28 protein-coding genes and 2 tRNA genes are annotated in these 25,753 nt (G+C 43.0%); 10 read left to right on the forward strand and 20 right to left on the reverse strand.

Translation table 11 applies throughout. The features are described 5' to 3' along the window. Positions 1–17 precede the first annotated feature (17 nt). The 5 genes from IPM65_05290 (at position 18) to IPM65_05310 (ending at position 6,244) form a co-directional block, all read left to right on the forward strand. Positions 18–1,691: a ribonuclease J gene (locus IPM65_05290; protein QQS43537.1), complete on the forward strand. Its 1,674-nt coding sequence runs from the start codon at positions 18–20 to the stop codon at positions 1,689–1,691. Positions 1,692–1,699: 8 nt separating this feature from the next. Then, a complete protein-coding gene (gene recR, locus IPM65_05295; GenBank protein QQS43538.1) occupies positions 1,700–2,338 on the forward strand; it encodes a recombination protein RecR in 639 nt (212 codons plus the stop codon). A gap of 33 nt (positions 2,339–2,371) precedes the next feature. Further along, positions 2,372–3,292 (forward strand): class I SAM-dependent methyltransferase, encoded by a 921-nt coding sequence (locus IPM65_05300; protein QQS43539.1) that lies wholly within the window; start codon positions 2,372–2,374, stop codon positions 3,290–3,292. Between the two features lie 79 nt (positions 3,293–3,371). After that, positions 3,372–4,640: a hypothetical protein gene (locus tag IPM65_05305; protein QQS43540.1), complete on the forward strand. Its 1,269-nt coding sequence runs from the start codon at positions 3,372–3,374 to the stop codon at positions 4,638–4,640. Positions 4,641–4,858: 218 nt separating this feature from the next. Further along, on the forward strand, positions 4,859–6,244 hold the full coding sequence (locus IPM65_05310; protein QQS43541.1) for a hypothetical protein: 1,386 nt from the start codon (positions 4,859–4,861) through the stop codon (positions 6,242–6,244). On the opposite strand, the gene IPM65_05315 is transcribed toward IPM65_05310, so the two are convergent. From IPM65_05315 to IPM65_05390, 16 genes are all read right to left on the reverse strand, one after another. Beyond that, positions 6,215–7,252 (reverse strand): ribose-phosphate pyrophosphokinase, encoded by a 1,038-nt coding sequence (locus IPM65_05315; protein QQS43542.1) that lies wholly within the window; start codon positions 7,250–7,252, stop codon positions 6,215–6,217. The genes IPM65_05310 and IPM65_05315 overlap by 30 nt on opposite strands. A 38-nt stretch (positions 7,253–7,290) precedes the next feature. Further along, positions 7,291–7,545, reverse strand: a complete 255-nt coding sequence (locus IPM65_05320) for a YbaB/EbfC family nucleoid-associated protein (GenBank protein QQS43543.1) — start codon at positions 7,543–7,545, stop codon at positions 7,291–7,293. Positions 7,546–7,653: 108 nt separating this feature from the next. Continuing rightward, positions 7,654–8,697 (reverse strand): DNA polymerase III subunit gamma/tau, encoded by a 1,044-nt coding sequence (gene dnaX, locus IPM65_05325; protein QQS43544.1) that lies wholly within the window; start codon positions 8,695–8,697, stop codon positions 7,654–7,656. A gap of 91 nt (positions 8,698–8,788) precedes the next feature. Next, positions 8,789–9,145 carry an rRNA maturation RNAse YbeY gene (locus IPM65_05330; protein ID QQS43545.1) on the reverse strand — a complete coding sequence of 119 codons (357 nt, stop codon included), beginning with the start codon at positions 9,143–9,145 and terminating at the stop codon, positions 8,789–8,791. A gap of 3 nt (positions 9,146–9,148) precedes the next feature. Then, positions 9,149–9,331 carry a 30S ribosomal protein S21 gene (gene rpsU / locus IPM65_05335; GenBank protein ID QQS43546.1) on the reverse strand — a complete coding sequence of 61 codons (183 nt, stop codon included), beginning with the start codon at positions 9,329–9,331 and terminating at the stop codon, positions 9,149–9,151. 89 nt (positions 9,332–9,420) lie between these two features. Next, positions 9,421–10,257, reverse strand: coding sequence for a chromate resistance protein (locus IPM65_05340; GenBank protein QQS43547.1), 837 nt, complete (start codon positions 10,255–10,257; stop codon positions 9,421–9,423). Between the two features lie 134 nt (positions 10,258–10,391). After that, positions 10,392–11,645: a hypothetical protein gene (locus IPM65_05345; GenBank protein QQS43548.1), complete on the reverse strand. Its 1,254-nt coding sequence runs from the start codon at positions 11,643–11,645 to the stop codon at positions 10,392–10,394. Positions 11,646–11,696: 51 nt separating this feature from the next. Next, the gene (locus tag IPM65_05350; protein QQS43549.1) at positions 11,697–11,966 is read right to left on the reverse strand and encodes a DUF4342 domain-containing protein; all 270 of its coding nucleotides are present in this window, start codon (positions 11,964–11,966) and stop codon (positions 11,697–11,699) included. A gap of 1 nt (position 11,967) precedes the next feature. Then, positions 11,968–12,522: a cytidylate kinase family protein gene (locus tag IPM65_05355; GenBank protein ID QQS43550.1), complete on the reverse strand. Its 555-nt coding sequence runs from the start codon at positions 12,520–12,522 to the stop codon at positions 11,968–11,970. 28 nt (positions 12,523–12,550) lie between these two features. Then, a complete protein-coding gene (locus IPM65_05360; GenBank protein QQS43551.1) occupies positions 12,551–13,630 on the reverse strand; it encodes a site-2 protease family protein in 1,080 nt (359 codons plus the stop codon). Between the two features lie 40 nt (positions 13,631–13,670). Continuing rightward, the gene (gene frr, locus IPM65_05365; GenBank protein QQS43552.1) at positions 13,671–14,231 is read right to left on the reverse strand and encodes a ribosome recycling factor; all 561 of its coding nucleotides are present in this window, start codon (positions 14,229–14,231) and stop codon (positions 13,671–13,673) included. 74 nt (positions 14,232–14,305) lie between these two features. Next, positions 14,306–14,761 carry an elongation factor Ts gene (locus IPM65_05370; GenBank protein ID QQS43553.1) on the reverse strand — a complete coding sequence of 152 codons (456 nt, stop codon included), beginning with the start codon at positions 14,759–14,761 and terminating at the stop codon, positions 14,306–14,308. 30 nt (positions 14,762–14,791) lie between these two features. Further along, on the reverse strand, positions 14,792–15,526 hold the full coding sequence (rpsB, locus tag IPM65_05375; protein ID QQS43554.1) for a 30S ribosomal protein S2: 735 nt from the start codon (positions 15,524–15,526) through the stop codon (positions 14,792–14,794). A 102-nt stretch (positions 15,527–15,628) separates the two neighbouring features. Then, a complete protein-coding gene (locus tag IPM65_05380; GenBank protein QQS43555.1) occupies positions 15,629–16,516 on the reverse strand; it encodes a UTP--glucose-1-phosphate uridylyltransferase in 888 nt (295 codons plus the stop codon). A 1-nt stretch (position 16,517) separates the two neighbouring features. Beyond that, positions 16,518–16,931, reverse strand: coding sequence for an Ig-like domain-containing protein (locus IPM65_05385; protein QQS43556.1), 414 nt, complete (start codon positions 16,929–16,931; stop codon positions 16,518–16,520). Between the two features lie 18 nt (positions 16,932–16,949). Beyond that, the gene (locus tag IPM65_05390) at positions 16,950–17,651 is read right to left on the reverse strand and encodes a thymidylate kinase (protein QQS43557.1); all 702 of its coding nucleotides are present in this window, start codon (positions 17,649–17,651) and stop codon (positions 16,950–16,952) included. A gap of 29 nt (positions 17,652–17,680) precedes the next feature. Between IPM65_05390 and IPM65_05395 the strand changes: the two genes are divergently transcribed. Then, entirely contained in the window at positions 17,681–18,307 is a 627-nt protein-coding gene (locus IPM65_05395) for an HAD hydrolase-like protein (protein ID QQS43558.1), read from the forward strand. 16 nt (positions 18,308–18,323) lie between these two features. Further along, on the forward strand, positions 18,324–19,193 hold the full coding sequence (locus IPM65_05400) for a DUF1189 family protein (protein QQS43559.1): 870 nt from the start codon (positions 18,324–18,326) through the stop codon (positions 19,191–19,193). A 167-nt stretch (positions 19,194–19,360) separates the two neighbouring features. Here IPM65_05400 and IPM65_05405 read toward each other — a convergent pair whose 3' ends face one another. The 3 genes from IPM65_05405 to IPM65_05415 form a co-directional block, all read right to left on the reverse strand. Beyond that, the gene (locus tag IPM65_05405) at positions 19,361–21,622 is read right to left on the reverse strand and encodes an ATP-dependent Clp protease ATP-binding subunit (protein ID QQS43560.1); all 2,262 of its coding nucleotides are present in this window, start codon (positions 21,620–21,622) and stop codon (positions 19,361–19,363) included. A 586-nt stretch (positions 21,623–22,208) separates the two neighbouring features. Further along, positions 22,209–22,281, reverse strand: a tRNA-Val gene (locus IPM65_05410). A 112-nt stretch (positions 22,282–22,393) separates the two neighbouring features. Then, positions 22,394–22,466: transfer RNA gene (locus IPM65_05415), tRNA-Ile, on the reverse strand. 322 nt (positions 22,467–22,788) lie between these two features. On the opposite strand from IPM65_05415, the gene IPM65_05420 reads away from it, so the two are divergent. From IPM65_05420 to IPM65_05430, 3 genes are all read left to right on the forward strand, one after another. Beyond that, positions 22,789–23,583, forward strand: coding sequence for an SAM-dependent chlorinase/fluorinase (locus IPM65_05420; GenBank protein ID QQS43561.1), 795 nt, complete (start codon positions 22,789–22,791; stop codon positions 23,581–23,583). 140 nt (positions 23,584–23,723) lie between these two features. Beyond that, positions 23,724–24,545: an SAM-dependent chlorinase/fluorinase gene (locus IPM65_05425; protein QQS43562.1), complete on the forward strand. Its 822-nt coding sequence runs from the start codon at positions 23,724–23,726 to the stop codon at positions 24,543–24,545. Between the two features lie 4 nt (positions 24,546–24,549). After that, on the forward strand, positions 24,550–24,918 hold the full coding sequence (locus tag IPM65_05430; protein ID QQS43563.1) for a hypothetical protein: 369 nt from the start codon (positions 24,550–24,552) through the stop codon (positions 24,916–24,918). Here the strand turns inward: IPM65_05430 and IPM65_05435 are convergent. Beyond that, a complete protein-coding gene (locus IPM65_05435; GenBank protein QQS43564.1) occupies positions 24,895–25,512 on the reverse strand; it encodes a M23 family metallopeptidase in 618 nt (205 codons plus the stop codon). The genes IPM65_05430 and IPM65_05435 overlap by 24 nt on opposite strands. Positions 25,513–25,753 lie beyond the last annotated feature (241 nt).

Below are 25,753 nucleotides of genomic sequence, written 5' to 3' on the forward strand. Positions count from 1 at the left end.
TTACAACCATAATTCATATGGACGAATATAAAGTACGGTTTATCCCTCTTGGCGGGGTTGTCGGAGTTACCAAAAACATGTATGTATACGAGTTGTATCAGAATGATCAGCTCACGGATATTCTTATTGTCGATTGCGGTATGGGTTTCCCCGATGCCAAAGAATTCGGTGTTGATTTGATCATTCCGGATATTTCTTATCTTGAGGACAAGCTGGATAAGATCCGCGCTATACTGATCACGCACGGACATGAAGATCACATCGGTGCGATTCCGTTTCATTATGACAAACTGGGAGCTCCTCAGATCTATGCGCCGAAACTGGCAAAAGTGTTTATTCAGAACAAATTCAAAGAGTTCAATCAGCCGATCCATATCAATGATATTGAGTTTAAAAAATGGATTAAACTCGGCGGATTTGAAGCGAAATTTATTCACATGACGCACTCCATACCGGATGCGACTCACATCCTGATCAAATCCCCTGTCGGCGTGATGTATCACGGACCCGACTTCAAACTTGACCTTACTCCTCCATACTCCAAAGCGCCTGATTTTTATGAGATTCTCCAGGCTGGTCATGACGGGATCACCTGTTTGTTCTCCGATGCATTGGGAGCCGAGCGCGAAGGATTGACTTTGTCCGAATCAATTGTCGGACAGACATTCGAAAACGAAATGCGAAGTACGAAGGGAAAATTTATTATGACAACCTTCTCATCAAATATATCAAGAATAAAACAGTGTGTAGATGCCGCAATCAAATTTAACAGAAAAGTAATATTCCTCGGCCGCTCAATGAAACAAAATACCGACGCTGCCAAAGATTTGGGATATATGAATATACCTCATATACTGAAAGGAAAAGAAGAGGAAGCATCCAAAATACCTCCGAACAAGCTGTGCATCATCGCAGCGGGCTCTCAGGGACAGTATGACTCAGCTCTTTCCAAGATGGCAAGGCAGCAGAATAAATATATAAAAATTGCAGAGGGTGACAAGGTTGTATTCTCATCAGATCCGATTCCGGGAAATGAGAACGAAGTATATTCTCTCATTGAAGAATTATCTCTTCAGGGAGCCGATGTGATCTACTCGGATATTCAGGACCAACTGCATGCCTCAGGTCACGGAAATCAGGAAGATCTGAAATTCCTGGCACGGTTTACCAACCCGAAATACCTGCTTCCGATAGGCGGTACAATCCGACATCAGAGATCGTATGAACGGCTGATGACTGAGGATCTTGATTTCAAGAAAGAACAGTTGTTCCTCATAAATGAAGGTGATACGGTATGGTTTACGAAAACGGAAGCATACAAAGGAGATACGGTTGAGACAAAGAACGTCTATGTTGATGCCTACGGCGTGGGTGATATCGGCAACGTGGTCCTTCGGGACAGACAAACCCTGTCTTCCGAAGGTATGGTTGTCGGTGTGGTTGTCATCAATCAAAGCGGGCAGCTGATCGCCGCACCGAAGTTCTTTTCACGAGGATTTGTCTTTGAAAAAAATGAAGAAGATCTTTTCGGAAAGGCAGGCCGATTAGTTGAAAAATCACTCGATAAATCAAAAGGTGCAGTCATGGATACGGACAATTACAAACGGAAAATCGGACGGGAGCTTGAAGACTTTTTCTTCCAGGAACGGGGAAGACGGCCTTTGGTTCTTGTTGATATGATCCAAGTCTAGTCTTCACTATGGCAAGCAAACTCCCGAAATCATTACAAAAGGTATCTTTATTTCTTGAGAGACTGCCAGGAATCGGAGAAAAATCAGCCAACAGGCTGGCTTTTTACTTACTCCGAATGCCTGAAGGAGATCTGAAGGATTTTGCGGAAAACGTCTCCGAACTCAAAGTCAGAACCAAACGGTGTAAAGTCTGTATGAACCTGACTGAACAGGAACTGTGCGGTATCTGCGAAGATCCTTCAAGAGACAGATCGCAAATCACGGTTGTTGAAGATGTACTGGATTTATTGTCGATGGAGACCGGGAATATTTACAGCGGGATGTATCATGTTCTGCACGGTCGAATAGATCCGCTGAATCATATCGGACCCGAAAATATTTTCATTGACCAGCTGTTTGAACGTGTCAGAGATGAAACGAAAAACTTAGATACTCCTGTCAAAGAAATCATTCTTGCTACCAATCCTGATATGGAAGGCGAAGCAACTGCCATGTACATCCGGAATAAACTGCAGGAACTTATCTCGTCAAAGAATCTCGATTGTACCGTCTCCCGTCTAGGATACGGAATGCCGATGGGTGGCAACCTCGAGTTTGCTGACTACATGACACTGAGAAAAGCCCTTGAAAACAGGCGAGGTATGTAAAAATACAGGCGGGTATGCTATACTATAGGGCTTATGAAAGAGCTCAGAAGGTTACTGCTGAACGGTATGAAAGAACGGAGTGATCATTCTGGGTTGGTTTTTCCCGCGATGGCAGAAAGGCAGTTTGCCATTAATCGGAAAATAGCTTCAATTGTAAATCCGTCCCCCACTCACCACCTTCTTGATATCTGTTCTGGCGCGATGGGATTGTACGATTCTGTTGAGTGTGCCTATACCGGTATGGATATTTCCCATTTATCTCTCGAAGCTCATCCGTCCGACTACGTCGTGCAGGCTGATGCAGCATCTCTACCGTTTGGGGACGATCTTTTTGATCATGCTGCTTGTGTAATGGCTTTGCACAGTTCATTTTCTACTGCACAAACCATAGGGGAAGTATCCCGAGTCCTGAAGAGGGGCGGTGAATTTACGTTGGCGGAAAACGGAATTTCTCAGTGGATATGTAATTTGATCCTGTTAGGAAGTGATTTCGGAAAGGTTTTAAGCGAAAAAGAATATATTATGGCAGAGTCTTTTTTCAAAGAACGCACTATTGATCCGGAAGAGTACGTTGAGCTCACTTCACAGGACCTTTTCGGACAATCAGCCCGGAGATTATTTGCCGATGTGCAAATCCCTGAAAGTATCTCGAAGAAGCAAAGGCATTCTCTGAGGTATTCCATGGTTCGTGCGATGAATGAAGCCTTTCATCGGAATGTCGAAAGTCACATTGGTCAAAACGGGCTGGTTCCGTTAAGAAAATCAATTATCCCTGTTTATGGGGATAAAGAAATATGGTCGGTCGCAGATCCGATCCCATTGGATCCGGAGATCTACACAGCTGAACAGTACCGAAAGCTCAATGAAGAGGGTTTAGATGGTGTTCCGACGCCTGCCGATCTCCGAACTGCCTCAATCCTCTATCTTTTTGTAGATACATACAGGAAGACGTAATCCCTTCTTACGTTGCTTTCATCTAAAAAGAAGATAATAAGATATCTTCTGACAAGTGTGTATTATAATTAAGTTTCTTATGTCATTTAAGGACTCAGGTTCTTCTCCATTGGATGATCAGTGTATTGCAGCCGGAAATCCAGAAAAGAAGATAGTATTTTATACGATTCCCGAACATCCACTTAGCGGAGCGGGTTCAAATGGCCTAACTCCCCTTTCTGAAAAGCTTGTTCAGTTTACTTCATATGAACGGGATGTATGGTTTCTTGATCCGGTATCGACGGGTCTTGCATCGGTTTCTCCCCAAGAGTTTGCCGAGTACTACATTCCCTCGACACCGTCTGCCGAACTTGAACGTGCCTTGCTCTACGCCGGAAATGAAACATTTGACGAATTGCATGAATATACCTGGGAGCGTATTCAGCAGATGTTTGCAGGCATCGGCGTTGAAAATTATCAGCACCATTTTCCCAATATCCAGAAAGCATTTGGTATCGTGGAAGAACTTATGAAGACAATGCCTCGCAGACGAACAGGTGAACCTTCAGTCGCGCATATCTATCGCAATGTACTGCGGATAATTGAGTTTATTGAAGGTTATAATGAGATTTATACATCACGCGATGAATCTCCGATTTTTACTCCCGAAATTGCTGAATTTTATGTCTGTGCCTCTGCAATGCATGATTTTTTGGAGGACTATTCCGAAATACCCGGTATCGGTTACCAACGGGGACGCTGTGAAGAAGTGCGGAAAACCGAGTTTGAACAGTGGGGTCAGGGTGCACATTTTTATCGGGCCATCACTCCGGATCTCCAATCTCAGCAGGAGGACAAAATACAGGAGATAACGCTTGATTTCGGGGAATATGAAAACGATATGTTTGTCTCAACTTTACTTGCTCTCAAAAGTGATAACGTAGAAGCCGGTCAATTGATGGATCATCTGGAAGGGACTGTCGGTGAGCTCCAGGGAAGATATGATCAGAGAATCATACAAAATCAGCTGTATTCCGTGGCGGCATATGTCATCAAGTGCTGCGACAGATTGGACAACAATGCCACCTATCTTTACTCCAGAGCACCTTCAGGTGAGTTGATTGCCACTCATGCAGGAAGAGTGTACAACAAGGCCTCGGAAAATCTGATTCTCTTCAATCATGTTCTTGATGTGTTGAAACGTATTGCAGGTCATGAAAACCTCTCCACAGATGAAATTGCCCGTCTGAAACCGTTCTATCTGAAGTACGATCCTACCCGCTGGTCCAAACTGGTGCTCGCCGGTGCTCCACTCAATACAATCTATCATCCGAATGAAAAAGGAAAAGGGATTGCAAAAATCCTCTAATATGTAAGAAATTCTGCATACTGAGCTCAATTCTATTTGACTTTCTTACCTAATATTAACAAAATATGATAAAATAAACTTTTATGGACATATCAAATCATCAAATTTCAACCCTTCGATTCGTTGCCCTTATGTATGGGGGGTTGGCGCGTTGGTGATTTACAGTTACTAACAACAAAAGCCAACCGCCAAAGAGGCGGTTTTTTTTCACAAAGTGTATGTCAGAACATTCGAAACAATATTCAACAATTGACATGATCGACTTTAACAAAGTCGAATTGTCCCAAGAACTTTTGGGAAGCTATTCTCCTTTAGCTTTACGCGTTTATGAACGCGGAAGAAGGGGTCATCAACGATTGCATAATCCGACACATGCACCTTTTGATGAAATGTCTGTTCAAATTCCTGCTCATAAGTATATCGAGAGAATGAATCGTGAAATGTTTGAATACATTTGTGATGTATACGATGTTACGCCGGATCGTGCTGAAGATATCCTCTTTAATGCATTCAGCGATGCAAACCGTTTAGTCACGAGTACTCTTGCACATGCTTTACCTGAGGAGCATGCAACATCATTCGGATTACGGAATGAGGTTTTATCATTCGTGGCGGATGAACCCGGTGACCGTATCTGGCAGATGGCGCATCAGGCACGTGATGATCGGGAAGAATTTCAGTTATTCCAGCAACTGCAGTTGGCTCATCCTTTGATAGATCTCCATGCAAGCTATCCGCAGAGACGCGTGAAGGGTCTGCTCTATCGCATGCAGGGACTTCTGAATGAAGATTTGTACAACGGAGAAAGTCATAAAGGTAATGATGATCTGCATTTTGCGACATGGCACAATCCTGAGGATAATGCGTTTTTAGGATATGATCCTGTTATCGGCGGAGTACCGCTTTTTCACAACGTATCTGCAAGAAGGCTAAAAGACGGCAATAACAGTATTCATATTATGACTAATTTCCGTGAAAAGGATCCGCATACTGCAATGGGTAAGTTGTTAGCCAAAACACTAATGAACGGTGATCCGGTCCTTGATATGCACCGTCATGTACAGGATCTGGCAGGATTGAGATTGACTGTTCTCGGCGGGACCAGGGAGCGGGACATGGTCTATCAGAGAGTCCTGGATGTGTTGAATGAACGAATGATCAAGCAGGCCAGAGAGCCGTTATCTTCCTCGAAGCTGCATATTGCTGACATTGAAGATGATTGCCACATTGACGGCCGCTCGAAAAACGGACATATTGACTGGAGACGCAGCAAAGTATGGCTCATAGATCCTTCAAAAGGGACAATAATGAGACAGCCCATTGAGCTGGTTGTTGATGATTACGGGCTGCTCATGAACGGAAGCTACTATATCGGAGATAAAAATGATCCGAGACTTCCTGAAGCTCATCTTGAGTTTGAAAGAAAACGTGCGCAGAATCCTTTATTCGGGTTTCTCTTTCCCACTGATGTATACAGATCTGCTTATGAATCTATCGACATTGAAGGGGAAATGGCAAAGAAACGCGATGAAAACCGACGCGCATTGAGAATACATCCTGAGGCTCCTCAGGAATTAGTTCTGGGAGACGGTATTGTTTGGTAAGGACTTTAATTCGTCGGCGATTGCTTTACTGATACTGACTTCCTGCATTTTTTCAAAACGATATTCTTCTTTGAGAGCGATCGTATCTGTCGTAAAGAATGCCTGAAGCGGTGAGTTTTGCAGTTTTTCCGCTGTTCCTTCTGCAAAATCCCGATGGACAATTGCGGCAATGACGCTGGTGGCTCCCTGTTCCAGGGCAAATTCTGCGGCGTGGATGAGAGTACGTCCCGATGTTGCGACGTCGTCAACGATAATCGCAGTCTTGTCTTTTACGTCTCCGTAGAGATTCAGCGCTTTACTTTCATGCATATGCTGAAGATCACGTTTCTTTTCCGTGACGGCAAGATTGAAATCAGAATGTCCGAACAACACTTCCCCGAATTTTCGTGCCCGTTCGATTCCCCCCTGATCCGGAGAGATGACGGCTACGTGCTCGGGATCTGCCTGGATGTTGTTTACCTGAAGGTATTTATGAATTTCTTCGGCAAGTACGGGAAATGCGGAAATATTTTTAAACGGAATATCAAATACTCCTTCAGTTGCCTCATCATGCAGATTGACAGTGTAGACTTTGTGGATCCCGATAGATTCAAGGAACCGGATAATAACATTTGCCGAAACACATTCTCCGGGACGATGCTGGATATCCTGTCTGGCATACCCGAAATATGGGATCATTGCAATAACACGTCTTGCCTCTTCCCGTCTCAGAGCATCAGCCATAAGAAATAGTTCCATGAGATTTGAATTGGTGGGGTTCGATGTCGACTGGATAATAACACAGGTATCATTTTTGACGTCTTCTTCCACGCGTACCCGCACCTCTGAATTCTCAAACTGTACAACTTCAACTTTTGCTAGCGATTGGTTGAGCCCATTTGCAACTTGTTCTGATAAGGGTTGATTTGATGTACCGGAAAAGAGTTTGAGCATGGTCGTTAGGTTGTAGCTGGTAGGCCCGCCGTTTGGCGGAGTTGGCTGTAGGTTATTGGTAATTCCAGTAATCATTCATACCGGCTACCAGCTACCACCTACGCCTTGAGATCTTACTGATTCATTTCCATGAGCTTGCGTGCTGCAAGTTCCTGTGTTTTTTTGACGGCATCATTGATTGCTTCGGCAACACGGTTTTCCATAACGCCGTCTATTTCGACATTAAGAATTTTCTGGTCTCCCCGCATTGTAATGGTGACACCGTTTTTTTCGACCGTTACTTCTTCTTTCTGAAGGGCTTCCTGCATTTTCTTGGCCTGTTGTTGTAATTGCTGCAGATTTCCGAGTCCTTTAAGTGGGTTAAACATAGTAAATTTACGTGTAGCTGGTAGATCCGCCGACGGGCGAAGTAGGCTGTAGGTTAATGATAATTCCAGTAATGATGATTACCGGCTACCAGCTACCACCTACCGCCTTTATGATTTATTTCGACTATTATAAAATTCTACCACAACGAGTTCAAGGGGGAGAGCTTCGATCGGAGATATTCTGATTCCGTTATATGCCTCGTGCAGCAGTTTGATAAGCATCGAAATTTCCCTCATGGTATAGATGAGTTCCGTCTCGGTTGATTTCCCGGTGCTTTTTGCAAGAAGTAGGATATGCAGGACGCTAAGCATATCTTCAATTGCACGTTTGACATTTCCGCCTGACTGGATAAAATCGTCAACCCACTGCATACTTTCGGCAAGTGTCCCCTTTTGCATAATTTCCAGAAGTGTTCCTTTTGCCCGGACGCCAAGATATTCCTGTGCAGCCTCAAGAGTCAAAGTATCCTGCATCACAAGCTCTTCAAACATTTTTGCGGCATCTCTGAAGGAGTTTTCGCTATATGTAGCAATAAGATTTTTCAGTTCTGCGGGAATTGTAACGGTTTCCTTTTCTGCAATCCGATCAAGCATGTGAATAATGTCCTTTTTATGTGCCCGACCGAAAGGAATTCGTACACACCGTGAGATGATCGTATTCGGAAGCTTTTCTTCATTTGTTGTGGCCAGTATAAAGATAACAGTTTCAGGAGGTTCTTCCAGGGTTTTTAGGAGTGCATTGAAAGCGTCGGGAGTGATCATGTGGGCTTCATCGATGATATAGACACGGTATCTTCCGGTCATCGGAGCATAAGATGATTCCCGAATGAGCTTTCTGACTTCTTCAATACCTCGGTTTGATGCCGCGTCCTGTTCGACCACATCAGGTGAGCTTCCGTTTTCAATCGTAGTACAGTTGTTGCAGCTGTTGCAGGGTTCATACGATGTTCCTTTTCCCGCAAACTTGTTCTCCAAACAGTTGACTGCTTTTGCAACGATGCGGGCAGTTGAGGTTTTGCCCATTCCTTTCGGACCGATAAATAGCAGGGCATGAGGTAAATCTTTTGCGGATAGAAGATTTGTTATTTTCGGTCGTACCTGTGAGTTGTCGAGTTCTGTGATAGTTCGCGGTCGGTATTTGAGATAAAACATGACAAATTGGGTTGTAGGTAGTAGATTGTAGCTTGTAGTAACTGTCAGAATTGTAGTTTTGACTACATCCTACCACCTACGAACCACAAGCCTATTTACTGAAAATATTCTGTATTCCGTGTTCGATAAGCTGATGCATCATTGCCTCAACCTTCTTTTCACGTTCTGCCGCAAGAAGAATCGCCTGCGGATAACATATCACCACTTCTCCGATTATATTCTCCGTCGTATTTTCGGGATCGTTGATGTAGGCAAACGAAAGGACCGGCAATGCCACATCCTCGTTTTTATACGTGAGTGCGACCTGCTTCATTTTTCTTTTTCCGACAAAAGCAACATTCAGTACGGATGCTGAGTCCACATGATATCTGTCCAGTACTTGCTGGGCAAATGTTTCAATGTTGTTTTTGTTGATTTTGTATCGGGAAGAACTATAAATATTGATCATATCTTAACTCTTTCGATGTCTTTTTTTTGACCGTTCTTTTTCCTGTTCTTTACGTTCCTGAGAAGGTCTCTTATAGTACATTCGTGAGCGCACTTCATCGACGATATCTTCTTGGATAAACATACGGGTGAATTTGCGGAACATACTGTCTTTTGATTCGCCTTTCTTTTTCTTAACTACAACCATGGGGAGATACTACACCTCTCTTTCAAAAAAAATGAACAATTAATAATGCCAATAAAAAAACTACCCTATTATGGGTTATGCATATTGTATTACATCTTTTTGAGTATTGCAATCATCTGCTGTACAGTGAGAGAAGAAGGAATGCTGTTTGGATTTTTCGAAGATCCGTTGAGAAGCATATGTTTCGACGCATGCAGAAACCAAGTTGCTTTTCCGTCGACTTCAAGCATCTTTTCGTAGAGCGATGTAAGGTTGTATTTCGGATCGGGCTGAGTTTTTATCCTCAGTGTATTATTTTCGGGGTCACGGCGGACAACCATTTCATATCCTTTTTTGAGGGCATATTTGACGGCGGCTTCATTTTTCGTTTCCATGACAAGAGTTTTCCCCCAAGGGGTTTTCAGTATTACGCCTTCCTTTATCTCTCCTTCCGCTTTCAGATTGTTTTTGACGGTAAACAAAATACTGTCCAGGATGAGCATGACCATGCTCATGATTTCATGATCACTGGTCAGTTGGCCGCGGAGCGGATAAATGAACTCATGGAGACAGAACGTATACTTCACATCTGTCGGATCCGGAAATCGGACTTCACCGAAATTATCAATCGTCGTCACGAAGTTTGTCATTTGCTCCAGTGCTTCAAGATCCCGTTCTTTTATATAACCTTCTTCAGCAAGATAATCAAAGACCCGTTTGGTAGCCGACAGTTCTTCACTGAATTGATGATGGTCAAACCTCCCCAGTCCTGTATCAACATGAATAATATCAGGATTCTCATCAGGTTTCATGCCCTCATAAGTCTCCCCTGCCGGCACAAATGCATGCTCTGCTTCATCCCATCCCGGTAAATATCTTTTGATGAGCCATGAAGACGTTATGGCATCTAAATCAGGAGACATATGGGTGACTATAAGTTTAGACATAATAGGATATCAAATTCTTAATTTTATCTTGTTCGTTACCTTCGCTCCAAACTAATTTGTTGGCCTTGGCGCGACTTTTTATTGCTGGTAGCATCATGTCGCGAATCGGCACAAATCAATTTGTTCGCTTGGTATTAGGACACCAGGTCCTTCAGCTGTTTTATGGCATCCGTAACTGAAATGATTTTCGCATCTTTTTCATTCCTCTTTTTCCATTCGATCTTGTCCTCTGTACGTTTTGATATGACAAGCCTCACCGGGATACCGATGAGATCTGCATCAGCAAATTTTGCACCTGGTCTGACATCCTCGCGGTCATCAAACAGCACTTCAATTCCCTCATTCTGAAGCTTTTGATACAGAGCAAATGCTTTCTCTTTAACTCTTGCATCAGTGAGATCAAGTGTGACCAGATGGACATGATAGGGTGCAACTTGTATCGGCCAAATAATTCCTTTTTCGTCATGGAATTTCTCGACGAGGACTCCCATTACTCGCGAAGTACCTATACCGTAGCATCCCATATAGACCAGCTTCCGGTCACCGCTTTCATCAGTGTATGTAAAGTCCAAAGCTTCTGAGAATTTCGTATTCAGCGGAAAAATATTTCCGACCTCCGCAGCTTTTACTATTTCATATTTCGGGTTATCCAAATCCTTTACCACTTCCTTGTTGTAATATACATCTTCTTCCTTATCGTAATACAATGTATCTTCTCCTGTTTCACAAAGCGTCTGAAACTCGTGTGAGTATTTTTCGGTAAAATCTCCGCCTGAAGCAAGAGCTATAACAGTTGACTCACCAAGACCCAGTCTTTTAAAAGTATTGATATAGGCAGGTTTTGCTATATTGTCATAGTAATCCAGTAAATCTTCTTCGGATGTGTGGAAACTATAGAGATCCTTCATTCTGAATTCACGTCCACGTAAAATTCCTGATTTAGCCCGAGGTTCATTTCGGAATTTCGTCTGAATTTGATAGACAGCGAAAGGCAGCTCCTTGTAGCTTGATGTAAAAAGCTTTGCAAGAGGCGTGACTACTTCCTCGTGAGTTGGGTTGAGGATATATTCAGCATCATTTCGTTCACGCGATATCTTGTTAGCTCCGTTTACTTTAAAAAGCACATCCACAACCTCAAGACGCTTTGTATCCTCCCAGAGTTTGGTCGGAACAATAGACGGCATCAGTACTTCCTGGCCGATTTTGTCCATTTCAGACCGTACAATCTGTTCGATCTTGGAAAGAACCTTCATCCCGAGCGGGAGGTAGCTGTATACGCCGGCCATAGTTTGATGAATAAACCCCCCGTTCTGGAGGTACGTGGCGTTGACCGAATCGTATTCCTTGCCTTGTTTTTGTGGTTTAGGGAATAGTTTTGAATACAGCATGCAGTTATTATAGCAAAGGCTCAATAGGTTGTAGCTGGTAGATTGTACAAACTAGACTTCTTCCTCCCGGACGACGGTGATGGTGTATTCTTTTGCTAAAACCAGTAGAGTTGCAAGGATCGCAAGAGGTGCTGATATAAGTGCTCCGATGATACCGAACGTCAACGGAAAGTCAAATATCTTTTTTCCTTTCTCGTCTTTAATGGTAATTTTTCGGATATTTCCCTGATGAATAAGATCCTTTACTGTTTCGACAACCAGTTCTCCGGTAACTTTTACCGTTTCCGTGACCTGTTTTTTTGTTGTTTTTTTCTTCGGCATATTATTTGTCCTTTCTGTTGATATATCCCAGTTTGTCGAGCACTTTCCCGACTGTTTCATTCGGTCCTGACGAATACGTGTCAATAATCACGTGATAGTATTCAGGACTAAAAAAATTATAATCCCCGTAAATGCGTTTCCATTCCTTAAAATTCCCTTCTTCTCGCTCTCTGATATACTGTTTAGCCTGTTCAATCGTGACATTGTCTCGGTTTGCGACACGGTCAATCCGTAAAGCATCGTTGTTACATGTCAGAAGAATCCTGAGTGTATCTTTGCGATCCCGTGCCATAAAACCGGCGAGCCAGGCTTCAATAGCGATATTTCCTTTTTCAAGCAGATTTTTAGTCCTGTCATCGAGCTGGTGATGAAATTCGTCAGGAGCAAGACTTGCCAAAGGCTGTACGTATTCCTTTGCAAAATCCCGAAGAAGTTGACCTCCAGATGTGAAGGTCCATCCCAACGGTTCAAGATACGGTTTCAGAGCATTGTGCAAGGTATTTTTTCCTACTGCAACGCCTCCTGAAATGGTTATATTTCGATATTTAAGGTTCATAAAAAAGATTATACTCCTTTGTCGGAAATTATCCCCAGAATTTTTGGATATCAAAAATCGTAATCAGAAGACTGAGACCGAGAAGTATGATGATACCGATCAGATTCAAATATTTTTCCAGATTCTGATTTGATTTTCTTCCCGTTACCCATTCGTACAGAACGAATACCAGTCTTCCGCCGTCGAGTGCAGGGAACGGCAGAATATTGATCACGGCTAAATTTAATGATAAAAGTGCAGTAATCTGGAGCAGTGCATTTATGCCATACTGACGTGCTTCACCAACGACTTTTGCAATGCCAATCGGACCGGAGAATTCGACATCAGGAGCTGTCTTCGAGATCAGTGAAGCCGGAATTTTCAACAGTTCCACCGTAATCATTTTCGTCATGCTGGCAGCTTCAATAAGTCCGTAATAAGGTGCCGTGTACCAAGGGTATTTCTTGGTTTCTACAAGCTGAGTGATAACAACTCCCATGGTTCCCTGACCTTTCGGGGGATTTTTGCGGGGAACAATAAAGACGGTTTCCTGTTCTCCTTTTCGTTCCACCGTAACTTCGACCGTATCGCCGGCATATTTATTGGCATTATTGATTAGGTCGCCGGTCAAAACAATGTCTTTTTTTGTATCATTATGTTTTATGCTCACAAAACGGTCACCTTTCTGCAGTCCGGCTTCCATGGCCGGACTATTGGGTTGGACTTCCTCAATCGCGACACCTGTCGGTGAAGGAATACCGCTTGTCAGAAGATAGGAAATGAGTGCCCATCCCAAAAGGAAATTCATGATTACACCGGCCGTAATGATGATCGTTTTCTGCCAGGGTTTTTTGTTTACAAATGCCCGGTTTTTCGGGATTTTTTTGTCCTCCACTTTCTCCGTCGATTCGTGATACTCCTCTCCGAATAATTTTACGAATCCGCCGATCGGGAGCAAATTGATACTGTAAAGAGTCTCTCCGATTTTTTTACCAATCACGCGGGGCGGAAATCCGAAACCGAATTCTTCAACATAAACACCGGTTTTTTTTGCTGCATAATAATGTCCGAACTCATGAATCAGGACAAGAACAACGAGGATAACAATAAAGGTTAAAGCGGTAAGCATAGTATATTAGGTAAATTACGACACGGACAATGAGAGCACGTTAGACTGCCATGATCTCCTGTTCTTTCTTTTCTTTGACGGTTTGAAGTTCTTCGTTCGATTTTGCAGTTTCAGCGTCAATATCTTTTTCCAATCGGTATTTGTCATCTTCAGTGAGCTCCTTTATATCAAACATGGCTTTAATATCTTTACGGATGCTTTCACGTTCCCGTCTGATTGCATTTTTCGTATCTTCAATCATCTGAGACACGAGTTTCATATATTTCATTCTCTGTTCTTCAGAAAGTGCCGGTACGCGGACTGTGATCCGGTTGCCTTCCGTTTTAGGGGTGATTCCCAGGGGAGATGCCAGGATTGCTTTTTCAATATCCTGTACTGTCGACGGATCAAAGGGCATGATGATGATTGCATCGGTGCCTTCAGTGGTCAGTGATGCCAGTTCCTGGAGTTTCATTTTCATGGATCCTCCGTATGCTTCTACAGGCAGTCCCTCGACCATTCCTGTGTGAGCACGTCCGGTACGGATACCGCGAAGTTCATCACGAAGTTTTTGAATGTGTTTCTGAATGTTGGTTTTGAATTCTTGCGTAAAATCGTTCATGGAACTAATTATACACAATAAGCCCCTGAAAAAGAGACGGAGTTATGAGATATTTGAATTCAGATTGAAGAGAATTACTCGCCCAGTTCCCATCGCTGAAATCGTGCGATACGGATGTTTTCACCGAATTTGAGGATTGCTTCCTTTATCATGTCATCGACGGTTTTTCCCGCTTCACGGATGTAGTCCTGCTTCAGAAGTTCTTCAACGTCTTTTGCGGGAACTGAAGCAACCTGCATGGCAAGTTCGCTCCCGAGTTTTTTGAAGTCATCATTCCCCGATACGAAATCTGTTTCACAACCGAGCTCAAGCATTGCAGCAACAAGATGATTGTGATGGACGTATGAATAAATTCCTCCTGCTTTGATTTCGCGGTCTGATTTACCTTCCGCTTTTTTGATTCCCCACTCTTTCAACTTTGCTTTTGCCTTTTCCATATCGTTATCCATTTCTTCCAGTGCTTTTTTGCACAGTGAAAAAGAAACTTTTGTATCGGCACGAAGTTGTTTGAGTTTTTGATAATCAATCATGGGAAAAAGGAAAATGTAATATAAAACGGGTTATTTACTCTTGATTTCTTTACTTTCTTTGCTTTCCGCTTTCTCGACCGATGAGACATAGGCATCAAGCATGCTTTTGAGTAAATATTCGACGACTTCAGCTGCATCGTCATTTGCAAGCACCGGATAGTTGATGTCTTCCGGATTGGAGTTGGTATCAACGATAGCGACAACGGGAATGTTGTACATCTGTGCTTCTTTTACTGCATTTTTTTCTTTCTTTGTGTCGACGATAAGAATAATATCAGGTCGGACATTCAGATTTGCGAAACCTCCGTAGAGTTTTTCCAGTTTGGAAATTTGTTTTTGCATCTGTGTTTTTTCATGCTTGACGAGTTTAGTTGTTCCGTCTTCACCTGCGACCTGTGCTTTGAAGTCACTCAGCTTTTTGACGTTCTGCATGATGGTCTTGAAGTTGGTGAGAAGTCCCGGAAGCCATTTTGTTGCGACGAACGGAACATTGTTGGCTGCACAGTATTCTCTTAAAAATGATGCTGCGGTCTTTTTGGTACCGACAACGAGAATGGTTTTATTTTCTTTAGCTGCGTTTGAAAGATATTTTTTTGCTTTTTCAAGCTGCTCTACTGTAGTTGTGAGATCAATGACGGTTGTACCGTTGATGATCTGGTAGACATTTTTTTTAGCTTTCGGATGAAGTCTGCTTTTTTTATGACCCAGATGTGCTCCGAGTTCAAATAACTTTTCGACTTCCTTGAGTTGTGTTTGGTTCATCATAAGCCTTTATTGTAGCATATATTACCTGGATTGCAACATTTTTATTGACATAAAAACTATACCTTTCTCCAGGAAGAAAGGGACGGGTTTTGGAGGGTTGTCTTAAGTAATAATTGACTTAAGGTAATCTCTGAACTCCCCGTTTAATTCCGGATGACGGAGGGCAAAATCAACAACGGTTTTGAGATACTGCATTTTGTTGCCCGTATCATAGTACTTTCCGTTTTTGATCTCGATCGCATAAATCTTTTTACTGTCTGAAAGCATTTTCTTCAGTGCATCATTGTAGTACAGCTCTTCTCCTTCCTTCAGTGACTCCAAAGCGCTTTCCAGATAGTTGAAAATATCAGGTGTAAAAATAAAGCCTGATACGTTTGCCAGATTGGAAGGAGCATTGTCTTTACCCGGTTTTTCAATGATCTCAGAAACGTCCATGACGCCTTCTTCGACTTCGGTGCCTCCGGTGAATCCGTATCGGTCATAATCCTCATCCTGAGTGACACGGACACTGGCAAGACAGGTGGACTGATATTTGTTGAAAGCTTCGATCAGCTGCTTGAATCGTGAGGGTGATGCAGAAATAAAGTCGTCACTCCACGTGTAGATAAACGGTTCGTTGCCGACAATATGCCGGACATTCAGAAGCGGAGTACCGTTTCCGTAGGGTCCTTTTTGTCGGACATAAATAAAATTGGCCAGATCACTGATAGCCTGTACTTCATCAAGATAGTGTTTTTTCTTTTCTCCACCGAGTTTCAGATTTTCAATAAGTTCACGGCTCGGGATATCGAAATGATCTTCGATCGTGCGTTTGTGGTATCCGGTGACGATAATAATATCAGTAATGCCTGCTTCGACAAGTTCTTCTACCACGTATTGTATGACAGGTTTGTCAACAATCGGCAGCATTTCTTTCGGCATCGCTTTTGTCTGCGGTAGAAAACGTGTACCGAAACCTGCTGCAGGAATAACTGCTTTTGTGATTTTCATATTATTTGAATTCAACTGTTATTTTGCGTAAAAGTTTCTTATTATCAACCATGGCGTCGATTTCTGCAACCCCAGGTGATGAAGAGGAAAGTTGGAAGAGGGCTTTTCCGTCAGTATCAGTGACGGCTGATCCTGTCTGAAATGAGCCCACGGATGAAGTTAAAGTTACTTGTTTACCCTCAAGCCCCTTACCGTCGATATTTCTTACAAAAACAGTCACTTCACTCGTACTTTGTCCGTCAGCAGCGACTGAGAGAGGCCATGCAAAAATAAGGGAATTTTGCTCTGAGGGGTTGGTATTTTCTACTGACGCGCGGGTGAGGACATTGAAGGAACCACTGAAAAATACGTAGCCCGTAAAGACGAGAAACGCGATTACAAACAGTGTTGACAGACCGATAAGTTTTTTATCCATATCTATTGGCGAAAACTGTTAGGCCTTACCCGGGATGATATTTCTGTTCTGCAATACTTCAATTACTTCAGTGTGAATATCTTCCTTACTTCGTATTGTACCATGTTTCATGCAGTCAATGATAATCCAATGATCAGACCGCTCTGCCAGTGCGGTATACATATCGTGCGTCACGGTGCGGTAATTTTCGTCTTCTTCCTGAATATCCGTTTTGTCGCCGAGGTAGCTTCGCTCCCCTTTCTGTTTGGTAAGATCTGCAGAAATATCTGACGGCATCCTAAGGTAAATAACCAGATCTTCATGCGGCAATCCGTGATAACCGTATTCAAGATCTTCTACCCATTTGATAAATGTATTGCGTTCCGTATCATTTGTAAATTTACTGCCTTGATGAGCGATATTAGATGTGACGTAGCGGTTTGCAACGATGATATTACCTTCATTCAGTTTATTCAGGATATCTTCTTTTACCGCATATCGGTCAAGGGCAAATGTCAGTGCGGCAAGATATGGTGAGACTTCCTCAAGATTTCCGAATTCTCCGCGCAAAAACTGTGCCACGATTTTTCCGTAAAAACTGTCATATTGAGGAAAATCAAGATACGCATAAGGAATGTTACGGCTGTTCAGATACTCGATGAGAAGCTTAGACTGAGTACCTTTTCCTGAACCGTCTCCCCCTTCAAAGACGATTAATTTACCTTGTGATCTATCATTCATAGTTCAATGATACAATAAAACTTATAAAGATGGCACAAAAATACTCAACTCTCATTTTCGACTTTGACGGGACTGTAGCAGACAGTATGGGTGTTTTGTTCAGAGTCTATTCAAGTCTTCAGGAACGTTTTGACCTGCGCCCGCTCACCGGACCTGATATTGAGAAAATGCGCGGAATGACGCCGCAGCAGGTACTTTCTTTTCTGAATATATCATTGTTCAAGTTGCCCCGGCTACTCCTGAACGGCAGAGCAAAATACAAGGATTTTCTATCGGATGTTGAGCCGATCCCGGGTATTCCTTATGTTCTGATTGAGCTGTCAAAAAAGTATCAGATGCATGTTTTGACCTCAAATGAACAGGATATTGTCCTTTCGTTTTTACTTGAACATCAATTAAGCTGTTTTGATACGGTGATGAGCGAACGGAATATTTTCGGAAAAGATGCTGCTCTGAAAAAAATGCTGAAACAGCTCGGCAAACGGAACAAGGAAGTCCTGTATCTCGGTGATGAGGTCCGCGATATTCACGGCTGTCAGAAGGCGGGTATTGATGTGGCTGCGGTGACATGGGGTTTGAATACGGAGGAAATCCTGTATGAGGCGAAACCGACATATCTTATAAAGAGCCCTGATGAACTGTTAACATTGCTGTGATATACTGCTTCAACTTATGCAAAAATTTAAGACTTTCATACAATCTTTTCAGCGGAGTGTCACCGATTTCAGTTATTATCGTGAGCTTCTGAAGTATGATTTCTGGTTCTCTATAAAGTATATTTTCTTACTGACGTTCCTTTCAATATTTTTGCAAACTGTCATTTTCGCTGTCCAGACCGCATTTTTACTGCCGCGGCTTCCTTCGGGAATGGATTATCTGGAAAAACGATTGATTGAGATGTACCCGCAGGAGCTTGTTGTTAAAATTGAAGACGGTAGGCTTTCTACCAATCAGAGCAATCCGTATCATATTGATGTCCCTGAAATGAAAGAACTGGGCAATTTCAGGCATTTTATTACAATCAACACTGAAGCTTCAATCAGTGATTTTGAGAAAGCAGGCAGCTTTATGCTTGTGACTGACAGGGCTATTGTCCTTCCCGATGATCCGACCGGACAGCAGCTCTCAAGTTATCAGGTGATGAGTTTGAACGATATACCTGATGATGTTGTCATTGATCAGAAAACCTATCGTTCATGGATCGGAAGACTGGATCCCGTTTTTGCTATGATTCCGAAAATTGCGCCGTTTGTACTTCTGGCAGGTGTCCTCATCATTCCGATTTTCGGAATGTTGTATAGTGCCGGATCAAATTTGCTCATTCTTCTCCTTCTAAATGTGGTTGTCTGGATGGTTTCGATGGCATTTGGATTGAAATTGGGATACTGGAAGCTGTATCAGTTGGGAATCCATGGCCTTACTATTCCAATGCTTCTTACCATGATTCTTACCGGCATGAATGTTTATATGCCGCTTGTGTTTACTTCGGCCTTTTTATTGTGGATGGTGCTGGTGCTGTCACATCTGAGTAAGACGAAATAAAGTCTTTGAATCCTTGCTCCATGTTCATTTATTGGCATCAAATGTCATTTCGAACGAAACGAAGTGAAGTGGAGTGGAGAAATCTCTCAGGAGTAAAGGGATTCCTCGACTTACGCTCGGAATGACAAACAAGTAGTGGAAATAATTTGTGGATAGAAAACAATCTTTTACAGATTGATCGTATCGCCTTCGTGGACTTTGCCTTCGAGGATGATTTTGGCGATTTTGTCTTCCAGTTTCTGACGCATGACTCTCTCAAGATTGCGGGCGCCGTACTGGACATCATATCCGTCAGCAGTGAGACTTTTGATAGTCTCATCAGAGATTTCGACATGAATTTTGTACATGTCATAGATCGACTGCGAGATTCTCTGCACCATGGCCTGAGCGAGAGTTTGAGCCGTGTCTTCTTCGATCGGCTTGTAGGCGATCACACCGTCGAAGCGGTTCAGGAATTCAGGGGAAAACAAATGCTCTTCAACGAGATAATCGACGAGTGCATTTCCAGACAGTTCATCATTTTTAAGTTTTGCGACGGATTGTTTGATCAGCATCTGATGGATGTGGTCAGCCCCGGCATTTGAGGTTGCGACTATAACCAGGTTTTTGCAGTCAACCCGTTGACCGTATCCGTCGGCGAAGTATCCCTCATCAACAATGGTCAGAAAGATATTCAAAAGATCAGGATGGGCTTTTTCGATTTCATCCAAAAGCAGAACTCCATAGGGATGTTCGCGGACTGCATTGGTCAGCTGTCCGGGGTTCAGAAGTTGCACTGATCCGATCAGTTTTTCAATATCATTTTTGGTCTGATATAGTGACATATCAAATCGGACAAGGTATTCATGTGAACCGAAAAAAACCTCTGATATGGCTTTGGCCGTTTCGGTCTTCCCTACTCCGGTCGGTCCCAAAAAAAGAAATGATGCCAGCGGTTTTTTCCGTTTTCCGAGCATGAGGAATGACCGTCTCATAGCGGATGAGATTTCTTTGATCGCATCTTCCTGTCCGAGAATCCGCGTCTGGAGAAGTTTCTCGAGGTTCAGTAATTTATCCTTTATCTGGTCAGTGAGTGTTGTCGGTACGTGTGTGCGGTTCGTGAGGACAATATCAACCGTGGCCGGCATGGCACGCTTCTGTTTGAGCGTTTGGGTTGTATAGATACAGACACTGTCAAGAAGCTGCAGGGCTTTTTCTGGAAACGGGATGTTCGTGATGAAAAAGTTGCTTTTATCGACAATGGTGACGATGGTTTCATACGGGATCGTGATTTTGTATCGCTGCTCAAACATAAGTGCTTTTTCCATAAGGATATAGAGCGCCTTGTCTTTTGAGACTTCATCGACGTTGATGCGGGTAAAAATGTCACTGATTTTATTGTTGTTGTAAATATATTGCTGGTATTCGAAAGGAGTGGTGATCCCGATGATCTGGAGCATGTCGGTTTGTGCATATTTCGCGATGACATCCGTCAGATCGAAATGGTTGTCACCTGAGGAAACGTATTTTTCAAAATTGTCTATGAGCAGAATGACGCTTTTTGCTGCGGTTGCTTCCGCAAGAAGGTCTTCCATAAACTTCTGACGTTCCTGATCATCGGTATATTCGCTGAGGATCTTCTCCATATTGAGCTTCAGAAGCCGTTTATATGCCAGAAGCGTAGTTGTTTTTCCTTCATAAATTTTTTTTGCAAAGGAATCAATGATCGTATGCTTCCCGACTCCTGCTTCTCCGACTATTATGGCATTGGCTTCGTCTGACTTTGAAAGAGTTCGCTCGATCATAGCAGTCTCGGCTTCTCGGCCTATGATATGATTTCTGATTTTGAGTTGGTATCCGGGATCAGTGAGATTGTCGGCATAGTTGTCGAGGGTCGGAGTAAATCCCACAGCCCAGTCGCGTGCCAGAGGCGGGATTGTCATAAGCTGTTGGAGTTTCCACCAGTGGCGGGGTTTGAGCATCATGTCGTACATATATTCAAACCACTTTTCTACCATGAGCTTGCTTGAAGGTGTGAGCATGTGATTGACGATAAATTGTTCTTTGAAACGGGCTTTCCGTTCTTTTTCATTTTCCGTGACAGCGAATGTCAGCATCGCAATCGGAATCGAAACGACAAGCCACAGCAAAAGAAACGGGATAGTAATGATGTAGAGCATTTGCGTCAGAAGATAAAAGATGATGATCGAAACCCGCATGGAAAAGCCGATCCAACGCGAGATGAAATCAAACATCACATCGCTCGCCCACTCTCCCAAGGACGGCTTTTTCTTTTTGACTGCGGTGATCTTTTTCCAGGGAGCAAACAAGGTTTTGAAGAGCGGCCCGATCGAAAAAAAGTACGGGAAGAAAATAAAAAGGTTTATGATACCCTCAAAATAGTTGTCGATGTATGCTTTGATGTTGTCATGTTCCTCACGTGTGGCCATGAAATTCATTATAGATAGATATTATGGAGAATTCTAGGGGTAGGTACGGACATGTCACTTACTCAGTATCAATAAGAGGAAGCATGCTCCCCTATATGACAAACCTTTCAATGACATGTCCGTGACCGCAGTTTGAGTTAGAAACCGCCGTTGGAGAAAGCGAACCACGCCATGAGCGCCGTAAAGACGATTAGGGTGTTCCGAAAAAAACGCTTGATGTCATCAGCAACGCTGATCTCAATGTCAAATCTTTTCGGCCCCAGATAAAACAGGCTCCAGAAGTAGACATCGAACAAAAGCGCAAGTGATAACATCATGTGTCACACATTCCTGTTCTCAAACACCCGGATGATCAATCCGGCTGTCAAAGACAGGAGCATCGTTGCCGATCCAAAAAACAGAATTGCTTTAACTGATTTTTCAAGGTCAGACATTTCAACTCCCTTCTGGTTAGTATCAAACTACGGTATCGGAATTATACATTTCTATAGGTTAGTTGTCTATGTTTGAAGAAAGTTGGGTTGAAGTGTGGACTCGAGAGGGCTCGAACCTCTGACCTTTCGGAGCTGCCCGCCGTGCAAATGTGTGGAACCGAGAGGGCTCGAACCTCTGACCTTTCGGATGTAAGCCGAGTGCTCTACCAACTGAGCTACGGTTCCTCATTGCACTTTGGCAGGCGCGGTGTAAGCCGAGTGCTCTACCAACTGAGCTACGAGTCCTTCGTATGTCAATGAAGTGGGTCGACTTCGCTTTTGCTTCGTCGGACCGATGTGGGCGTGGAAGGAATCGAACCTTCGACCTCGTTCTTATCAGGAACGCGTTCTAGCCACTGAACCACACGCCCAATTCTGAAAATACTAGTATAGCATTTTCATATCATATTCCAACACGAATTCGTGTTTGATTATTATAGCACACAGATCTTCATATTATAAATTGAATATATGATTATTACGGCGTCAGCATAATGAAATCAGAGATACGGTATTATTCTTCTTACAGTCTGAAAAGCTGACAAAAGTGTCATTGAAGCTGACAAAATTGTATGATAACATCATACTGTTTAGTATCGTAAATAAACGGTGGAATATGGTGAGAAAGTAGTGTATATTAAAAACTTCTCATTCTACAGTTGCTCCGTATTATTAATTTCTAAAAACATAATCATGTTTGTTTCAATCATTACGGATTGTCGTGATTCCAATGAAATGGGTCGTCAGACCACTCGTGCTTCAGTTCTTTTCCCCGGCGCAAATATTGACGTCGTCGGTGTTGGCAATTTCAGCGAAATCGAGGCAGCCGGAAATCTTATTGATGTCATTGACGGTGCAACAGGCGGAGATGGCGTAGTCATGGTAAATGCAGCACCCCGTCACGGATCAGGCAAAAAATACCCTAACGGTACACCGTTCGGATTTTTCAAATATGCAAATAAAACTATCGTCTCCACAGTTGCAGGGGAAACGCTTTCCCTCGCTAAAAAATTCGGGATAATCGATGAACTGAAAGTCACCGATTTGCCGACCGTCATTGATGCTTTTGTCAAAAAAGGTAAATTCGAAGCAGATGCCCAGCAGCGAACTGTTCTGACACAGTTCAGAAGCTTTGAATATATGCCTTTCCTGGCAAAGTGGGTACATGAAGGTGAAGATGTTCCGGCAGAGGTCATGGCACTTGATGATATTCCCGAAGCTCCTCAGACTATCTGGTGGATCGACAACTTCGGTAACTCCAAAACAACCATGCTTCCTGATGAGATCGGTTTTGAACCGGGTAAAAAGATCAAGACAAAAGTCGGTGAATTCACTTGCTACAATCGCCTGAAAGATGTCCCGAACGGTGAGGCAGGCATGACGGTCGGAAGTTCCGGTTATCAGAACAAGAGATTTGTCGAGATCACGGTCCAGGGGAAGAGTGCAGCAAAAGAATTCGGTCTGACAACTGGAATGGAATTGATGTAAGAGTCTATTTCATATTCTGAATTGTTGAATGTTTCAGATTCTGTCCTCGCTTTCCTCCCACCAGTGCTCATTTCACTGCGCGCTGTCGGGATCCCTCCAGCTCGGCCAACTGAAACATTATTTGTTATACTCATATTTATATGAAAAAACTCATTGTAGTCGCCGACTGGGCTGATGATACACTGACATGTCAGGAAATTCGTACCGCCGTTGAAGGATATTCGAATGAACCGCAAAAAGTCCGTATTTCTTTTGTCTCCTCTACTCCGTCTACAATCCATACGTCATTTCTTTTGAGGCAGGTTGTTGAAACAGAAGAAAAATACGGCAGACCTCTCGAAACCGTGATTTTGCAGAATACTGATCCCCGACTTCATTCGAAGACACCTTTACAAGGATCTCTCGGAGCTGAACTTGTCATTATCCGTTTGAAATCCGGTATTCACCTCCTAGGACCAAATTCAGGATATGATTATTCGATGCTTTTGGATAAAGTTGATGTTGTCTTTACGTATCCGGGTATGAATAAAGGCAGTCAGTTCCTTTCACGAGATCTGCATGCACGAATTGCGGCACACCTGATGGAAGCAATGCAGGATGATATGGAACTGGAAGAAGCACATATCGGTATTCTCCCCGGCCTTCAGGGTGACTATATCGGACATGTTGACAATTATGGCAATATCAAGACGACCCTACATGAAACTATTTTTAAAGAAAAATATGCATATGGAGATGAAATGAATGTCACCATAAACCGAGTTACGAAAAAAGTCCGCTATGTTGACAACTTCTTCGGTGGTAACCGTGGCGAACTGGTCATTTTTCCGGGTTCATCGGGTGACAGTAGAGATCCGTATCTTGAGATCTCCGTCTGGAGACACTTTGACGAAGAAGATCAAAGTACCGGAGCGGCAATTTTCAACAATGCCAGACCAGGCATGAAAGTCGTGGTAGAATAACGACATGCTGAAGAATCTCCAAAAAAAAATAAACAACAAGTGGTTTTATACTGAGATGCCATGGTGGGGAAAAATTCTTCTGATATACGTGCGCGGAGATCTTTTTATGATTTTCCCGCTTCTTCTAGTAATCCTGATAATCGGTCTTTTTTCATTCAGATATGCCCTGCTATCTTTCGGACTTTTGATCGTCGTACGACAGTCCGGTGAGCTTGTATACTGGCTCCTGCAACAGTTCGGTGACAGGAAATATCGTCCGTCTGACTTCGGTTTCTCTAACCTGGACAATAGCGCCATATATATTCTCTATCAGACCTTTGCAATAGTGGGAATTGTTACGGGGTTACTTCTAGTTCTGACCGTTGTGAAGTAAAGCAAGTGCTTTTTGGATTCCTTCATATTGCGAAGGATCGTGTTTGACAAGAACTCCGAATTCTTCTTTGGTAAACATTTCAAAATGAAGATGAGTCCCCGTTGAATTTCCGGTTGAACCCATGACGCCAATTTCATCTCCCTGTTTGACCGTATCTCCTTCTTTGATACTCATATCGTTTAAATGGGCGTAAAGACTGAATACTCCTCCCTCATGTTCGATGACAACGAGTTTTCCGTATCCCCATCCGTACGGACTGGTCATGTATCTCGTATCTTCCGCAAACACCACTGTCCCGTCTTGGATAGCATAAATGCTCGGATGAGACACCGTTGTGTTTGATGCAAAATCAAGTCCCGGATGAAAAAGTGAATACTCAGTCGAAATATACACTTCTTCCATTTTCACAGGATAGTACTTCGGTTCTTTGTAGATAACGGGTGGTGCAGGCGGTTCAAACGAAGGCCTGTCGGGAGAGGGAGTCGGACCGATTGCCGGCTCTGCTGCGACGACCTGAGACATCGAAACACCGGCTACGATAAGTAGCAAGTATGTAAATATGACCAATTGTTTTAATACATGATAAATATGCATAAAAAACAGGGAAAAATGAGAAAAAAGAAGAGGTCGCTCATGCTGTATGCGCTAGGCGGACAGATGAAAGAAGACGAATTGGCTGCTCAGTAAATGAGTTGTTTGAATTTGTTAAATAATTAGTACTTTTAGTCCAGTAACCGGGTTAGGAAGGTGATAACACTGGTTTCTGAAACCATGCTATCTCCTTCTTAAGTGTAAAACTTATTGAAGGGCTTCTAAAATTTTTAAAAAAAAATTA

It is taken from the genome of Candidatus Roizmanbacteria bacterium (assembly GCA_016700135.1).
Taxonomy (GTDB): Bacteria; Patescibacteriota; Microgenomatia; order UBA1406; family GWC2-37-13; genus UBA1450.

Excerpts from the sequence above, each read along its gene's own strand:
- IPM65_05355 (QQS43550.1), bottom strand. The coding sequence starts at position 12,522 with ATGAACCTTAAATATCGAAATATAACCATTTCAGGAGGCGTTGCAGTA.
- IPM65_05425 (QQS43562.1), top strand. The coding sequence starts at position 23,724 with ATGAAAAAACTCATTGTAGTCGCCGACTGGGCTGATGATACACTGACA.
- IPM65_05290 (QQS43537.1), top strand. The coding sequence starts at position 18 with ATGGACGAATATAAAGTACGGTTTATCCCTCTTGGCGGGGTTGTCGGA.
- IPM65_05405 (QQS43560.1), bottom strand. The coding sequence starts at position 21,622 with ATGGCCACACGTGAGGAACATGACAACATCAAAGCATACATCGACAAC.
- IPM65_05420 (QQS43561.1), top strand. The coding sequence starts at position 22,789 with ATGTTTGTTTCAATCATTACGGATTGTCGTGATTCCAATGAAATGGGT.
- IPM65_05370 (QQS43553.1), bottom strand. The coding sequence starts at position 14,761 with ATGATTGATTATCAAAAACTCAAACAACTTCGTGCCGATACAAAAGTT.
- rpsB (QQS43554.1), bottom strand. The coding sequence starts at position 15,526 with ATGATGAACCAAACACAACTCAAGGAAGTCGAAAAGTTATTTGAACTC.
- IPM65_05315 (QQS43542.1), bottom strand. The coding sequence starts at position 7,252 with ATGATTACTGGAATTACCAATAACCTACAGCCAACTCCGCCAAACGGC.
- IPM65_05340 (QQS43547.1), bottom strand. The coding sequence starts at position 10,257 with ATGTCTAAACTTATAGTCACCCATATGTCTCCTGATTTAGATGCCATA.
- frr (QQS43552.1), bottom strand. The coding sequence starts at position 14,231 with ATGAACGATTTTACGCAAGAATTCAAAACCAACATTCAGAAACACATT.
- dnaX (QQS43544.1), bottom strand. The coding sequence starts at position 8,697 with ATGTTTTATCTCAAATACCGACCGCGAACTATCACAGAACTCGACAAC.
- IPM65_05345 (QQS43548.1), bottom strand. The coding sequence starts at position 11,645 with ATGCTGTATTCAAAACTATTCCCTAAACCACAAAAACAAGGCAAGGAA.
- IPM65_05385 (QQS43556.1), bottom strand. The coding sequence starts at position 16,931 with ATGGATAAAAAACTTATCGGTCTGTCAACACTGTTTGTAATCGCGTTT.
- IPM65_05430 (QQS43563.1), top strand. The coding sequence starts at position 24,550 with ATGCTGAAGAATCTCCAAAAAAAAATAAACAACAAGTGGTTTTATACT.
- IPM65_05380 (QQS43555.1), bottom strand. The coding sequence starts at position 16,516 with ATGAAAATCACAAAAGCAGTTATTCCTGCAGCAGGTTTCGGTACACGT.
- IPM65_05300 (QQS43539.1), top strand. The coding sequence starts at position 2,372 with ATGAAAGAGCTCAGAAGGTTACTGCTGAACGGTATGAAAGAACGGAGT.
- rpsU (QQS43546.1), bottom strand. The coding sequence starts at position 9,331 with ATGGTTGTAGTTAAGAAAAAGAAAGGCGAATCAAAAGACAGTATGTTC.
- IPM65_05320 (QQS43543.1), bottom strand. The coding sequence starts at position 7,545 with ATGTTTAACCCACTTAAAGGACTCGGAAATCTGCAGCAATTACAACAA.
- IPM65_05435 (QQS43564.1), bottom strand. The coding sequence starts at position 25,512 with ATGCATATTTATCATGTATTAAAACAATTGGTCATATTTACATACTTG.
- IPM65_05395 (QQS43558.1), top strand. The coding sequence starts at position 17,681 with ATGGCACAAAAATACTCAACTCTCATTTTCGACTTTGACGGGACTGTA.
- IPM65_05360 (QQS43551.1), bottom strand. The coding sequence starts at position 13,630 with ATGCTTACCGCTTTAACCTTTATTGTTATCCTCGTTGTTCTTGTCCTG.
- IPM65_05330 (QQS43545.1), bottom strand. The coding sequence starts at position 9,145 with ATGATCAATATTTATAGTTCTTCCCGATACAAAATCAACAAAAACAAC.
- IPM65_05400 (QQS43559.1), top strand. The coding sequence starts at position 18,324 with ATGCAAAAATTTAAGACTTTCATACAATCTTTTCAGCGGAGTGTCACC.
- IPM65_05310 (QQS43541.1), top strand. The coding sequence starts at position 4,859 with ATGTCAGAACATTCGAAACAATATTCAACAATTGACATGATCGACTTT.
- recR (QQS43538.1), top strand. The coding sequence starts at position 1,700 with ATGGCAAGCAAACTCCCGAAATCATTACAAAAGGTATCTTTATTTCTT.
- IPM65_05350 (QQS43549.1), bottom strand. The coding sequence starts at position 11,966 with ATGCCGAAGAAAAAAACAACAAAAAAACAGGTCACGGAAACGGTAAAA.
- IPM65_05390 (QQS43557.1), bottom strand. The coding sequence starts at position 17,651 with ATGAATGATAGATCACAAGGTAAATTAATCGTCTTTGAAGGGGGAGAC.
- IPM65_05305 (QQS43540.1), top strand. The coding sequence starts at position 3,372 with ATGTCATTTAAGGACTCAGGTTCTTCTCCATTGGATGATCAGTGTATT.